15 protein-coding genes are annotated in these 14175 nt (G+C 29.7%); all 15 read left to right on the top strand.

Annotated elements, in window-relative coordinates; genetic code table 11:
• The first annotated feature begins 124 nt into the window (after positions 1 to 124).
• The 15 genes from BTO06_RS12010 (at position 125) to BTO06_RS12075 (ending at position 12870) form a co-directional block, all read left to right on the top strand.
• Positions 125 to 1228 (top strand): linear amide C-N hydrolase, encoded by a 1104-nt coding sequence (locus tag BTO06_RS12010; protein WP_100925536.1) that lies wholly within the window; start codon positions 125 to 127, stop codon positions 1226 to 1228.
• 229 nt (positions 1229 to 1457) lie between these two features.
• Positions 1458 to 2498, top strand: coding sequence for an NADH:flavin oxidoreductase (locus BTO06_RS12015; protein WP_232731453.1), 1041 nt, complete (start codon positions 1458 to 1460; stop codon positions 2496 to 2498).
• An 84-nt stretch (positions 2499 to 2582) separates the two neighbouring features.
• Positions 2583 to 3461: a copper resistance protein NlpE N-terminal domain-containing protein gene (locus tag BTO06_RS12020; RefSeq protein ID WP_157811829.1), complete on the top strand. Its 879-nt coding sequence runs from the start codon at positions 2583 to 2585 to the stop codon at positions 3459 to 3461.
• A gap of 46 nt (positions 3462 to 3507) precedes the next feature.
• Positions 3508 to 3921 (top strand): biotin/lipoyl-containing protein, encoded by a 414-nt coding sequence (locus BTO06_RS12025; protein ID WP_100925539.1) that lies wholly within the window; start codon positions 3508 to 3510, stop codon positions 3919 to 3921.
• 308 nt (positions 3922 to 4229) lie between these two features.
• Positions 4230 to 5087, top strand: coding sequence for a tetratricopeptide repeat protein (locus BTO06_RS12030; protein WP_100925540.1), 858 nt, complete (start codon positions 4230 to 4232; stop codon positions 5085 to 5087).
• 46 nt (positions 5088 to 5133) lie between these two features.
• Entirely contained in the window at positions 5134 to 5838 is a 705-nt protein-coding gene (locus BTO06_RS12035) for a hypothetical protein (protein ID WP_100925541.1), read from the top strand.
• 62 nt (positions 5839 to 5900) lie between these two features.
• Positions 5901 to 7844, top strand: a complete 1944-nt coding sequence (locus BTO06_RS12040) for a WG repeat-containing protein (protein ID WP_100925542.1) — start codon at positions 5901 to 5903, stop codon at positions 7842 to 7844.
• A gap of 1 nt (position 7845) precedes the next feature.
• Complete coding sequence (locus tag BTO06_RS12045) at positions 7846 to 8364, top strand: TPM domain-containing protein (RefSeq protein ID WP_157811830.1); 519 nt, start codon at positions 7846 to 7848, stop codon at positions 8362 to 8364.
• Complete coding sequence (locus BTO06_RS12050) at positions 8361 to 8786, top strand: hypothetical protein (RefSeq protein ID WP_100925544.1); 426 nt, start codon at positions 8361 to 8363, stop codon at positions 8784 to 8786. The genes BTO06_RS12045 and BTO06_RS12050 overlap by 4 nt, the downstream gene beginning before the upstream one ends.
• Before the next feature lie 176 nt (positions 8787 to 8962).
• Positions 8963 to 9166: a hypothetical protein gene (locus BTO06_RS18515; protein ID WP_157811831.1), complete on the top strand. Its 204-nt coding sequence runs from the start codon at positions 8963 to 8965 to the stop codon at positions 9164 to 9166.
• On the top strand, positions 9123 to 9908 hold the full coding sequence (locus BTO06_RS12055; protein WP_100925545.1) for a hypothetical protein: 786 nt from the start codon (positions 9123 to 9125) through the stop codon (positions 9906 to 9908). Before BTO06_RS18515 ends, BTO06_RS12055 begins: the two co-directional genes overlap by 44 nt.
• A 236-nt stretch (positions 9909 to 10144) precedes the next feature.
• Positions 10145 to 10552: a lipocalin family protein gene (locus BTO06_RS12060; RefSeq protein ID WP_100925546.1), complete on the top strand. Its 408-nt coding sequence runs from the start codon at positions 10145 to 10147 to the stop codon at positions 10550 to 10552.
• Between the two features lie 217 nt (positions 10553 to 10769).
• Positions 10770 to 11402, top strand: a complete 633-nt coding sequence (locus BTO06_RS12065) for a hypothetical protein (protein ID WP_100925547.1) — start codon at positions 10770 to 10772, stop codon at positions 11400 to 11402.
• Between the two features lie 160 nt (positions 11403 to 11562).
• A complete protein-coding gene (locus BTO06_RS12070) occupies positions 11563 to 12258 on the top strand; it encodes a hypothetical protein (protein ID WP_100925548.1) in 696 nt (231 codons plus the stop codon).
• Positions 12259 to 12420: 162 nt separating this feature from the next.
• Positions 12421 to 12870: a hypothetical protein gene (locus BTO06_RS12075; protein WP_100925549.1), complete on the top strand. Its 450-nt coding sequence runs from the start codon at positions 12421 to 12423 to the stop codon at positions 12868 to 12870.
• Positions 12871 to 14175: the final 1305 nt, after the last annotated feature.

A 14175-nucleotide genomic window follows, 5' to 3' on the forward strand; every position in this document is an offset into this window, starting at 1 on the left:
AGCCATTTAATCTCTCAGGAAGTAAATAGTTTTAAAGGATTCTAACTCAATTTAAACATTTTATGTAACTTTAAATTATTTTAATAATCCCTTGTCTAAATACTAATTCATTATCAATTTTATCATGAAGAAAAAATTATTTCAAACGATTAGCATTGTCCTTGCATTTTCATTAATTAATAGCCCTCTATTTGCCTGTACAGGTATAACCTTAAAATCTCAAGATGGAGGAATTATTGTGGCGAGAACTGTAGAATGGGCTTTAAGTGATGCTCAACACAATAAAATATTAGTTGTTCCTCGTAATAAAAATTTTACAGGTCAAACGCCTGAAGGTTTTAATGGGAAAAAATGGAAAGGAAAATATGGATTTGTTACTTTAACTGCATACGGGCAAAATTATGGTCCAGATGGCCTTAATGAAGAGGGTTTATATGTAGGTGTTTATTATCTTCCTGATTTTGCGGAGTATAGCGATTATGACCCAACTAAAGCAGAAAAGTCAATGAGTGTGGGTGATTTAATGCAATGGATGTTATCTTCTTTTAAAACAGTAGAAGACGTCATTGCCAATCTAGATAAAATTATCGTTGTAGATGTAAAAAATGAAAAATTTGGAGGTGCCGATTTACCTTTTCATTTTAAAATCGCCGACGCAAAAGGGAATAGTAAAATAATTGAAATTGTTAATAATGGAGAGGTAAAAATATACGATCCATATTTAGGTGTAATCACAAATTCTCCGACGTACGATTGGCACATAACCAATCAAAGAAATTATTTAAGACTTTCAAATATTCCAAATACACCAATAGAGTTTGAACCTTATAATTTAAAGCCTTTAGGTGGAGGTTCTGGACTTATTGGTCTTCCTGGAGACTTTACACCTCCTTCTCGATTTGTAAGAGCTGCTGCGTTCACAGCGACTTGCCGTCCTTTAAAAAATAGTATTGACGCTGTTTTTGAATCGTTTAGAATTCTTGATAATTTTAACATCCCACTTGGAGCGCAAATACCGAAAGACCACATTCCGAAAGGAATTAGTAGTGCTACACAAATTACGACATCCTCAGATTTAAAAAACAAAGTTTTTTATTTTCATACGATGTGGAATAGACAGATAAGAAAGATTGATTTAAAATCCATCGATTTCAATACCGTTAAAGAACAAATATTAGACGATGATGCGTTTAAAACTAATAATATAAAAGATATCACTCCAAATTAAAAGTATAATCAACTCATCAATAATGAGTGATTGTAAATTTTTATATTGATAATTTAATTGTCTTTGGAAATATACAATCTTATTTTACAATCATTACAAATTCGTTCTATTTACTAAAGTTCATTTGACAATAAATAGAACTAAAATTAATTACACTATCCATAAAAACGAAGTTATCCAAATGACACATCACATGTCCTCTCCTGTACAATTTTCTTGTGGGTTAAAAATGAAAAATAGATTCATGCTAGCTCCGCTTACCAATACACAAAGTTTTGAAGATGGGAGATTATCTAAGGATGAATTCAACTGGCTTACCATGAGAGCAAAAGGTCAATTCGGATTAGTAATGACATGTGCCTCACATGTTCAAGAATGTGGAAAAGGATTCCCAGGACAGCTTGGAATATTTTCTGATATTCATATTGAAGGACATAAAAAACTGAGTCAGAAAATTAAATCTTACGGTAGTTTAGCTGTTATTCAATTACATCATGCTGGGATGAGAACTCCTGCCGAACTAGTAAATCAAAAACCCGTCTGTCCTTCTCATAATGAAAAACATGGAGCTCGTAGACTTTCTTTACAGGAAATCGTACAGTTAAAAAATGATTTCATTAGTTCTGCTAAGCGTGCTCAAAAAAGTGGTTACGACGGAGTCGAAGTTCATGGTGCACATGGCTATATATTAACCCAATTCTTGAGCGCTTCCATTAACAAAAGAACGGATTCATACGGAGGAAGCCTCGAAAATAGAGCCCGAATTTTGTTTGAAATTATTTCAGGAATAAGAGAACAATGTGGGAACAAGTTTCTATTAGGTGTTCGTTTATCTCCAGAAAGATTCGGACTTGATTTGAATGAAATAAAATTAATTACGCAAAGGTTAATAGACGAAACAACTATTGATTTCCTTGACATTTCATTATGGGATGTTTATAAAAAACCAGAAGAAAAGCAATATCAAAACCTAACATTACTTAATCATTTTACCGAATTAGACTTCAAAAATGTTAAGCTAACCGTTGCTGGAAATATTAGAAATGGAGATGATGTGAAAAATATGATGGAATCTAAAATAGATTTTGTCACAATAGGAAAATCTGCCATTCTCCACCACAACTTCCCAGAAAGAGTAATGAAAGATATTAGTTTTAATGCTACGAAAATCCCTGTTTCTAGGGAATACCTAGCTAATGAAGGATTAGGTGAAAATTTCATAAAATACATGGAAAGATGGCCTGGGTTTGTAAAAAAAGATAATCAATAGTGAGTCTTTTTCTTTGAAATTATAAAAATTATTGTACCATTTTCTTAAAGCAACTATAGAAAAAATTGTCATAAAAATATCTCTATGAAATTCATAAAGTTTCTCTTCCTGCTTTTCTTGATTTTTAACTGCAAAGAAAACAACTCTAAAAAACCATCTGAGGTAAGAATAGATTATAATTTATTCCCTGAAAATTGGCAAAAATTAACCAAAGTAAATGGTGAGTTTGTCATTTACTATCCTTGTTCCCGAAATGAAGGCAATATTGAACTTATGTCTATATCAAATGGGTATAAAATATTAAAAATTGGATTACAAGAATACCATGAGGATTTTCTAGTTAAGGAAATCATTAAATATGGAGATAATTATATTTTAAAAGCAACAAGCCGAAAAAATGATGATCCTATAATTTTTTCTATTGAAAAAAATCCTAACATTGAAAAAACGTACTATTGGAAATGGAAATATTTCGGAATTGAATATAATAATCATTATACTCGTTATGATAACCTCACAAGGTTTAAAACTATTCATCAACCTTGTTCAGAATGTCCAGACTCTCCATGTATTGATAATATAGATCCAATTGATGGAAAATATGAGTTTAAACTTCCTTATGTACTTTCATTAGATGGAAATGACTACCGCGAAATGTCTTTAACAATTGAAAAAGACTCTACATTCAACTTTAAAGTACAATATTATTCAGATTCAAATATTGAAAAGGACCAAACTTTTAATTACAAAGGAAAATCTACAATTGACAAGGACACAGTATTAATAAGATTTAATAAGTTCAACCAAGAGTTAATTCGATATTTTAATCCAAAAAACGAACCTAACCTTTTACTAATAAATGATAGCACCTACAGGTTTTCAAAAAATATAAGAGGACTTGTTTTAGACGAAGTTTTCTGTGAAAATTGGGATATAAAAAAATACACGAATAAAGAGGAATAAAAAAGTTAATTTTAACGAATTCTCACAAAAAATATTCAACAACCTTATGATAAAATCATTTTTAAACTTTTTATTCCCAGGTTATTCAGAACATAAAAAAGAACAAAAAGATAATTTAAATTATCAAAAACCTGATGTGCATAGAGGAAACGACACTGCAATCGATTCATCTAATAAAGAATCACTTACAGAAACCAACAATATCACTACGATAAAAATTCCTGATCTAGGATTTAAAGAAAACTCAGTAGTTACGAAGTGGAAAGTAAAAGAAAATGATTGGGTAAAAAAAGGAGATGTTTTATGTGAAGTAGATGTTGGAAAATACATAATGGAGTTGGAAAGTTTCATAGAGGGTAAAATAATTTGGACTTGTGATTTAAATAAATTAATACCAATTAATTCTGAAATTTGTAAAATTCAAGGATCAATTTTCGTAGATGAGAACCGTCGTTTTTAACCTATCGTAAAACTCTTATCAATTCGTTCAATAGAATATCTCAACCTCATAAAATACTCTTAATCCAAAAATATCAGTTGTAGCGTGGCTACTTTTATAGTATTAGCTGATAAGATAATTTGTTTACTCAGAGAAAATCGAAATCAGAAACGACTAATAAAACTAGATGTATTTATTAACACTAATAAGAATTCTTTATCTCATAATTTAAAAACACTAAGATTTTAAACCACAAAAGAAACATTACAGTAAAAAAACTTTCCTAACTTGTCAATCTAAATTTACCAATAACCACGAAAGAACTAACTATGAAAAAAGTCTTTTTATTACTAGTATTTATAACCAGTTTAAATTTCTCACAAAATAAGCAATCCAATTTCAGCTTTGACACCAATTTTTTTGATGCTGTTGATAAATGGGTAGTTTTCCCAAATACTGACTCTAGTCTTGTACATGCTTATGGTTTTATTTATCTAGATAATACTGCAGGTTTTACTTTTGACTTTGAAAACAAGTTAGTTGTTCTTGAAGACGGATTAAAAAATTTAAAAAGAGAAACTGAACCTGGAACAGTAAAATATAGACTAGAACCGAACACTAATAAAGTTGTTATTTTAACAGATGAACAAATAAAAGAATTAAACTTACCCAAAGTTCCGACATGGTTATCTTTGTATAAAGAAGGCTCTAATGAAATTAGTTATTTAAAAAACGAAGGATATCATTACAACCATGTTGGAGCCTGTGAAAATGCCTTGAAACCATTGTTAAAAGCTTACAAGATGAACCCTCATTTTGAAGGATTAGAATTTGAATTGGCCTATGCATATAATCATCTAAAAAAATATGAAGAGGCAATTCCAATATTAAAGAAAGCATTAAAAAACAATCCGAAAGATTTCTATTTTTTCCGTGAACTGGGTTACTCTTATGTGCATTTAGGTAAAATTAAAAAAGCAGAAAGTACTTATACTAAAGGAATTGAGATTTCAAATAATGACTTTGAAAAAAGCGAAATGGCTTTAAACATGGCTCAGGCTTATTTCAAACTAAAAAACAGAAAAAAATTCGATCAATGGGCTAAGCTTACTAGAAAATACGCTCAGAAAAATGCTGACTATGTAAAGTACATTGAATCATTCGAGAAAAACTGGTATGAAGAATAATTTTTGGTTCAATAATTGATAATCTGTAACGATTAAATTATAAACTATGAAAAATTTATTCTTGCTTTTTCTTACTGCAATTTCTTACCAATCAAGTTTTAGCCAAGTCAAAAATAACATCAATGTAATAATACCTAATTGTGGTATCGAATCCCAATGGACTTCCATTAAAAACAACATATCTGAAGAATACAAAGCAATTTATCAAGTTAAAGATTATCATGAATGGGATAATTTCATTATTGAAAACTTTAACCCTAAAAAATCGACTATTCCGAAGTTCTTAATCAAAGGACTGAATACAAATTCTCTTTCATCCACAACCGGGAAATGGGTTAACAGAATGTTTTTTCCAGGGGAAACAATGCTTCTAACAATATATAATCAAGAAGACAAAAATGACCATTCTTCTTTTTACATTTATGCTTCTGGAACGGTAGTTAAAAAAAAGAATAATAAGTTCCCTTTCATTGAAAAAATTGAAAATTACGAGTTGAAAGTAACCAATACAACTAGTAACATGTCTCAAACTATAATGAATATTAAAAATATCCCATCCTGGTCTGCAGGTGGTTACGAAGGAGGGCTGTTCATTTATTGGATTGGTGACTTAAATGGAGATAACAAAATTGATATGTTAATTGGTTATTCTAATCATTATGCAGCTACTGAAACACTCTTATTTCTTTCTAATAAAAATGGCAAAAAACTTTTTAATAAGTATTCCGTTGGAGGCTGTTCCTTAGATTAATCAAGCTTTATTGTTTCAATAAAAGATTTTGAGTATTTTTATATTGCTAATTCTTATAGAAAATGAAAAAGAAACAAATACTTTGTATCCTAGCACTTTTTTGTCTAGGTCTTATAAATAGTCAAAACAAACTAAACGTCTCAAAAAAACTATATCCAATAATCGAAAATGGGTTGTGGGGTTATATTGATAGTTCAGGAAAACAAATTATCAAACCAAAATTTAAATCTGCCTCTTTATTTGAAGAAAATTTAGCCGCAGTGAGACTCAACGGAAATTATGGTTACATCGATGTTACTGGAGCATTTAAAATCCATCCAAAATTTGATATGGCTCATAAATTTCAAAATGGAATTGCACTAGTTTACATTGATGGAAAACCATTTCTCATAAATAAAAAAGGCGACAAGTTATTTGATCATAACTATAGTGAAATCAAAAAGTCTAGTGAGGAAAACATCTATTTTGTTCGCAATAAGAAAGGAAAATTTGGACTTATTACTAAATCTGGAAAGAAAATTATTTCTCCAATATTTACTCGTGTTGGTTCTTTTTCAAATGAACGTTTAATCGTTCATAAAAACAAAAAAACTGGTGTAATCGACACAAATGGAAAATGGATAATCCCTTTAGGAAAATATGACAAAATTTACCCTTTTAAAAATGGCTTGGCGTTAGTAACAATACCTGGTGTAAAAGAAAATGAAGATGACCAAGCTTTTATTAATGTCAATGATAAAATAGAATTTAAAATTCCTTATGATAATTGGAGATTAGAATATGGTTACGAGTTTTTTAATGATGATGTTGCTTGCATTAAAATTACGCCTTCGCAATCCAATAACTTAATAATTTCAAATTCAGACAAACTTCCAGATTACGCTGGAGTAATTAACACAGATGGAAATGTTTTATTCAGCAATAAAGACTTTAAGGAAATTACACCTTTTTCAAATGATGCAGCCTTTGTAGAAAACTTCAAAAACAAATACTGGCTAATAAATTCGAAGGGAGAGATTATTAGTCCAGAAATTACTGACTTAGTACATGATACTTATGATGTAAAACCTGAAAAGCTATTTGAAAATGGAATCGATTTTGTTAAAACAAAAGATGGTTGGGGCGTTATTAATACCAAAGGAGAATTCATAAAAAAGCCAAGAGAATTTGATTTTGATTATAGTCATGTGAGTCGATCTGGAAGATTCTTAATTCTTCATCAAGACATAAGTATAGAAAATGATTCTTACTCTTATCAATATGGTTTTTGGGATTCACAAAATGACATTGTAATTGAACCTCAATTTTTTAGATTAGAATTTTTACACAACAATGACCTTATCTATGTTTTAAATAATAAAGGAGAAGTCGGATACATCGATTATAAGGGAAATTATATTTGGAAGCATAAAGAGAATAAAGAAATCAAAAAATTGAATATCGACTATATGAATAGAGGTTATTTTTATGCTTCTTCTCCATATAAAAAAGAACTTGCTGGTTATGGCGGTTGGGGTGGTTCAAATAATAATTTTCAAAAAAACAATGATGTAACTAAACTTGAAAATGAAAAATTCGAGGTGTATGTTGATTCTGAAATAAAAGATATTTACAAGAAAGAATATAATGGCATTAAATTATTTGTTCGTAATAATTCTAAAGACACAATTTTCTTTGATGCTCAGGATAGCAGACTGGATTTAAAAATTCAAGCAAAAGATAAAAAAGGGAAATGGAGAGATATTGAATATTCACCAAACAGTTGGTGCGGAAATAGCTACCATTCTTTGTTCTTACCTTATAATCATTTTTGGGAATTTACCATCCCTGTTTATGAAGGTGAATTTCAAACTGAACTAAGAGCAAAGTTATCTTATAAAAAGACTCTTGAGGGTAAAGAAAAATCAATTTACAGTAATAATTTTAAAGGTAGTGTAAATCCAGCTCAATTCTGGAGGAAACAAACCTATTATTCAAAAGGACTAATGGATCCATACAATGATTAAAATGAAACTAATACTTAAACTGTTACTTGTTTTAACGCTAACAATAACCAGTAGTTGCAACGCACAAAAGAATAAGCTTAGCGAAACAACTCAATCATATTTTAATAAATTGCCTGTATTACAAGATAGGGTAACTGATTTTGAGAATATTTTTACTTCAAATCAAAAAGAAAACTTGACTAAAATTATCAAAGATTTCAAAGCAAAGACTACAAATCAAATAGCAATTGTTTCTGTTAAATCAATTGGTGAATATGAAAACTTTGACAGGTTTTCTCAGGATTTGAGCGACTTTAATGGAGTTGGGCAAAAGGGTTTAGATAATGGTCTTACCATTGTTTTCAGTAAAAACCTAAGAAAAATTCGAATATCTACAGGAACTGGAACTGAGAAAATACTTACAGATAACATGTGTCAAAAAATCTTAAATGAATTAATTTTGCCAGAATTTAGAGAAGGAAAATACTATCAAGGAATCGAAAGTGGATTAAATTCCCTCATTAAAAATTGGACAAAATGATTTTATTTCAAAACATATTTGATGATGCTTTTCGATTTTTAACAAGCGATATTTCAAGCTTAAAATTTTTAGCGCTTGTAATTCCAGCTATGTTTACCGTTGCTTTTATTTTCCTTAATCCACTACTAGAAAAACAAAAGTTTAAAAATCAATTATTAAATAAAAGCATTACCGTTATCGTGAATTTCAAAGAAGAACATAATTCTAACGAAAGTGAATATCTTACAGAAGGAATAATTGACAAAATCACCAATGACACTATTGAAATAAAAAGAAAAACTAAAACATTATTTCGAGTCCCACTAAATACTGATAACATCTCAATAGGTTCAGAATCAAACTACAACTCAGACTTTACTATATTCTTTACATTGAATAACAAAAAGGAATTAGATAAAAATAAAGGTATATTAGTAACCTAATTAATCTTCTAATTATGAAACTACTAAAAAAAGTATTCATAAAATCTTAGCAGCCATTCTTGTATTACTAATTTTAAGCTTAATCATTATACTATAGGTGGATTCTAACAATACAAGTTATTAGTAAAAAATCATTATTATTAACAGAAGCAGGAAAAACTTCTCTAATTAAAAAGATGAAAACAGAAATTGAAAAACGACACTTAAAAATTGCGGTAAACTTTTCCATTCCTAAACAACAAAGAAAATCAAGACAATTGGAATTAGGATTAAAAGGAGCGGGTTATGTTCTTTTGAACCTAAAAAACCAACAACCAACCAACAATAGCAACAACTGTGGTTGCTCCTGTTGTTATAAAAGAAGAAGAAACTACTGTTGAAAATATTTCATCTACTCCAGTTATAGACATAACAAAGAATGAAGAGTTAAGTGAATACGAAAAGAAGATGCAAAAACTTGGTTATGTAAAAGCTACTTCGGCTCCAAAACAAGCATCTGGAATTTATAGATTACCAGGAGAAATTGGAAAATTTCTACAGAATATCCAACCGTATAAAGAACTGATCATTATCAAAGGAAATAAACACTCCAGTAAAAGTCAATTAGCTATGCAAATAGCTAATGGCTTTGGAGAACTGAACAAGAAAGTTGTTTATATCGATTATGAACAAGGAGGAATGGAATGTAAGGACACTATTGATTCTCTAAATAGAAATACAACTCCCCAAGGAAAAAGAAATATTCTGGTTAAAGGTTATGTTGAAAAACCAATGCAAGAGCTAAAGGCGATTAGTCAAATTAACGATGTTATTGTTGCCGATTCCGTTACCGATTTAAAGATTACAGCAGATCAATTAAATGAGTTAAGGAATCAATTTCCAGAAGTGATTTGGGTTTTCATTTCTCAGGTAAAAGAGAATGGCAGAATGTATGGAGGAAATAAAATGTCTCATAATCCAACTAAAATCATTTATTGTCATAGTAATAAAAACTACGAAAAACGTTTTGCAGAATTAGAAAAAAATAGAGGTAATAGTTTGGAGGTTACCTACAACATCTTTGAAAAGAAAACAACTTTACCTGAAGAAGAAAGTAGAGATAATATAATTATCGATTTGTAAACTTTATCTTTGTTTTATCCATTATAACACCCTATTGAGAATTTCTGTGGGGTGTTTTTTGTGTTTAAAAAAACTATTTGGAGTTAATTAAATTTTCAATACTTTTGAAAAAACACCCTGATAAATAAAAACACTAAAAAAACACAATAGTTCCTGTTATCCGGAATATTTAATCGATAAATAGGAATTTTTATACAGATATAACGAGTTGTAACCAATTAAACGCTACCTCAAAAATGACAAAGTCTATTCAAATAGTATTGATTATTTTAATAATTAGTTGTGGTTCAGTAAAAAAAGGAATAAAGAACAATATTGATGAAACAATAATCGGAACTTGGATTATTGAACAAAGCACTTTCAATGAAATAGGTTCGCCAGTACCTAAAAATACAACCTTGAAATTCACCGATGACAATAGAATGATGATAACCCTTCCAAAATTTGGAGAAAACTATGAAGACGTAAGCGGAATTGGAACTTGGAAAATAAATGACAGAATGATAACAATAGAATATGACAATGTTAAATTATGGGGAGAAAAACAAAGTTGGCAAATTTTAAAACTGACCAAAGACAAACTTGAATGGGAAATGAAAATGAATGACGGAATTCAAAAGGAAAAATATAATCGAAAAAAATAACTGGTTACAACAATGGCTATAATTAATACGGGTTTTGGTGCTTAATCTAAATTTAGTGTATTTTTATAAAGTCCACCAAATCTTTTGATTTGGCTTTAAAAATGAAAAGATAAAACAAAATAAAAAGTTTTGGCTAAATGCAAGTCCGAAAGTTCAGTTCTCTGAATTCCCGTACTAACCATAGCCGAGACGTTGTGCGTAAGTAAAACTCAACCGAATGGATAAACAAAAGTTGAATACGGATGTAACTGAAGATAACTTAAATCATACATTTAAGAATATCCTTCTGTTGGAGAAATTATTTATTTTAGAAATAAAAAAAATATATGAAATTGAAGAAGGTATTTCTAAAATAAACCACTACATAATGTCTGTAACAAACAGAGCAATTTCTTTGAATAGAGGTTTTGTAACACTCGCAGAAAGTAATAATTATCAAACTGCTATTTCCTTAATGAGACTTCAAATAGATAATTGTTTAAGATTATACGCTTTGAGTCTTTATAGAGATTCTGGAGAATTTTACGAAAAAGTATTAAACGGGGAACATATTAGAAATCTAAAAGATAGGGATGGTAATAAAATGACTGACAATTATCTTGTCACAAAAATTGATGCGATTTTCCCACAGTTTAAATCATTATATAAAAAACTAAGTGGACATATTCATTTTTCTTCTGAGCATTTTACTTTCAACAATAAACTTGAAAATGACACTTACGAAATATCTGTGGGAAATATTGAAAATTTGAAAATTGCTGAGAAAGTAGATTATACGTTTAATATGTTTTTACTTGGAAAAGACCTATTATCAATAATCGCTGAGTATAGAAAGGAAATTACAAACTGAAAAAACCTACGCACAACAATGTATAACCACAATTACGGCGGTTTCGACTATGTCCGAATCCACTCGGAATTGCAAAAGCCAGTGCTTAACCGAAAAACAGTAACTTTAAACCCGTAACTGACGGTTATACGAGACCGTTGTAAACAATGCCGAAAACTGAGTGAAATACTACATTGGAGCATATTATCTGATTAAATTAAAACCTGTCGAATATGGAACGATTAAAGGTTCAGAAATCTATACTTGTAGTCGTTGTATAAACGACTCTTTTTTTGACTCTTGGTCAATTTCTTGGGCAACGACTGAAAAGAAAGAATTAGAAGAAACTAAACAAACTTTTAATCTGACTGACAAAAATATTGAGGAAATACAATTTTGGGCAGACAAAAAATTGGACGAAGAAAAGCTTGGTTGGATAAATACTTTTTCGGACTTAAAAACATTAACCGAATACAAAGAAAAGTTTTTTCCTAATGATTCTGACTTTGAAATATTAAGTATCAGTTTTCCTGAATCTGATTTGAGCGAGGCTTTGGAAATGACGAAACCGACTGAATCGAATAGCGGAGAAATTGGAATTTATAATAAACTTAAAAACAAAGAACTCGATTTAGAAAAAAACGAATTTTTAGGTTACGACATAATTGGAATTGAAATAAGTGGAGACTTCCATTCTTTTCATTGTAACGATTTAGTAAATGAATTAAAAGATAAGTTTGGACTAAAAATAAACGAATTTGGACTTATAGAAAATTTTAGGAACTGGAACGAATTAATGGAATTTATGAATGACCAAGAAAACGGATTTGAACCTGTGCCTTGGTTTTATGTTAAAGTAAATAGAATAACTAAATGAAAAAAGCACTGTTTACAACAATGTATAACCGCAATTACGGCGGATTTTACTGCGTCCGAATCCATTCGGAATTGCTAAGACTAGTGTTTAATTCGAAAATAATCGCTAATTTAACCGCAACTGACGGTTATACGAGACCGTTAGCACAAATAAAATTCAAGAATGGGAATATTTGACATCTTCAAGAAAAAACCAAAGTTCGTTGATGAGCTATTTGGAGAGTTAGGATATACAAAATTTAAAGATTCTTCAAAAAATTTTTATGATGGTCAAGTGAATTTTCAGGGAAACCTAATAGGAATTAACATTGATGCAGACGAAAACGGACCAACTAATGAACAAAAGGAATTCTTTAAAAAATTGAATACCGATTATAATAAAATCAAAGAAAACATAATCTTACCTTTTTTAAAAGATGAACTAGAAGATAACATTGAGGATGCGGGTCTGAATAACTTTGACAACGAATTTGAATTTGATGGAATTTCAATCGGACGGATTGAAAATGAAAAAACTAAATGGTCAATAACTTATGATTCAAAACCAATGAGACACTATGTTTCGATTGACTTTGAGGGAATGAAACCAAAGTATATGACAATTGACGGATAAAAATAACTTGTGCTAACACGGTGTATAAAACATAGCTAATAATTGCTTAACCAAAAGGTTTATGTATATTTATAAAGTTCGCTAAATTTTTAAATTTGGCTTTTTAAAGGAGTAAAATCAAAAATAAAATATAAAAATTAGGCTCTGTGTTAATCCGAAAAGTTAGTGTCTTTTTACACGCTACGTTTCATACACAAACCGTTAACTATCATTGTCGAGAATTATGTGAAGTTCTCTTTTTAATAAATCAAAGTAAGTTGCAAAATTTTGCTTTTCAACAATAATTCCAGCTTCGTCCTTTTTTTAGAGAACTAAACGTTTTATGGCTTGGATCATTTGCCAATCTCCTAATTTCTTGATTGTCGGTTCTTGTTTTGTGTTTGAAAAGTCTCTGGCTCGTTCCGATAACTTAGCTTACTTTTTATTTTTGAGTAGAACCTCATCGTATTTTTAGCCAATTCTCGCTGAACGTTCTGATCCGTTCTTTTTCTAAAAAAAGGCTTTATACAAATCTTAAAATACGCAAACTAAATGCAAGTAAGGCTTGTGACTATTTATCTTTTATTGACTGACAATTGTTCTTGTTTGTAAAACTTTAGATTTGCATTCTGTCTCGTTTGCTTTCAGTGTAAAATTTTCTAAACGCTTTTAATTTTGGCTAGTGTTCTCCAACATTAGTTAACAGCGTGTATAAAAAATTGCTTCTTTCTCTATAAATCAAAAATTATATTTACTTTTAAATCATGAAAAACGAATGAAAAATTGCTACTAAAAATCATCGCAACTTTTCATACACAATTACGTTAACTATCATTGTCGAGAATTATGTGAAGTTCTCCTTTTGATAAATCAAAGTCAGTTTCAAAATTGTACTTTTCAACAATAATTCCAGCTTCGTCCTTTTTTTAGAGAACTAAACGTTTTATGGTTTGGATCATTTGCCAATCTCATTATTTCTTGATTGTTGGTTCTTGTTTTGTGTTTGAAAAGTCTCTGGCTCGTTCCGATAACTTAGCTTACTTTTTACTTTTGAGTAGAACCTTATCGTCTTTTTAGCCAATTCTCGCTGAACGTTCTGATCCGTTCTTTTTCTAAAAAAAGGCTTTTTACAAATCTTAAAATACGCAAACTAAATGCAAGTAAGGCTTGTAACTATTTATCTTTTATTGGCTGACAATTGTGCTTGTTTGTAAACCTTTAGAGTTGCATTCTGTCTCGTTTGCTTTCAGTATAAAATTTTCAAAACGCTTTGAATTTTGGCTAGTGTTCTCCAACATTAGTTAACAGCGTGTATAAAAAATTGCT

This window comes from Tenacibaculum sp. SZ-18 (assembly GCF_002813915.1).
GTDB lineage: Bacteria > Bacteroidota > Bacteroidia > Flavobacteriales > Flavobacteriaceae > Polaribacter.

Bases quoted from the DNA above. Each gene is read 5' to 3' on its own strand.
- BTO06_RS12010 (WP_100925536.1), top strand. From the start codon at position 125: ATGAAGAAAAAATTATTTCAAACGATTAGCATTGTCCTTGCATTTTCA.
- BTO06_RS12015 (WP_232731453.1), top strand. From the start codon at position 1,458: ATGAAAAATAGATTCATGCTAGCTCCGCTTACCAATACACAAAGTTTT.
- BTO06_RS12020 (WP_157811829.1), top strand. From the start codon at position 2,583: ATGAAATTCATAAAGTTTCTCTTCCTGCTTTTCTTGATTTTTAACTGC.
- BTO06_RS12025 (WP_100925539.1), top strand. From the start codon at position 3,508: ATGATAAAATCATTTTTAAACTTTTTATTCCCAGGTTATTCAGAACAT.
- BTO06_RS12030 (WP_100925540.1), top strand. From the start codon at position 4,230: ATGAAAAAAGTCTTTTTATTACTAGTATTTATAACCAGTTTAAATTTC.
- BTO06_RS12035 (WP_100925541.1), top strand. From the start codon at position 5,134: ATGAAAAATTTATTCTTGCTTTTTCTTACTGCAATTTCTTACCAATCA.
- BTO06_RS12040 (WP_100925542.1), top strand. From the start codon at position 5,901: ATGAAAAAGAAACAAATACTTTGTATCCTAGCACTTTTTTGTCTAGGT.
- BTO06_RS12045 (WP_157811830.1), top strand. From the start codon at position 7,846: ATGAAACTAATACTTAAACTGTTACTTGTTTTAACGCTAACAATAACC.
- BTO06_RS12050 (WP_100925544.1), top strand. From the start codon at position 8,361: ATGATTTTATTTCAAAACATATTTGATGATGCTTTTCGATTTTTAACA.
- BTO06_RS18515 (WP_157811831.1), top strand. From the start codon at position 8,963: ATGAAAACAGAAATTGAAAAACGACACTTAAAAATTGCGGTAAACTTT.
- BTO06_RS12060 (WP_100925546.1), top strand. From the start codon at position 10,145: ATGACAAAGTCTATTCAAATAGTATTGATTATTTTAATAATTAGTTGT.
- BTO06_RS12065 (WP_100925547.1), top strand. From the start codon at position 10,770: ATGGATAAACAAAAGTTGAATACGGATGTAACTGAAGATAACTTAAAT.
- BTO06_RS12075 (WP_100925549.1), top strand. From the start codon at position 12,421: ATGGGAATATTTGACATCTTCAAGAAAAAACCAAAGTTCGTTGATGAG.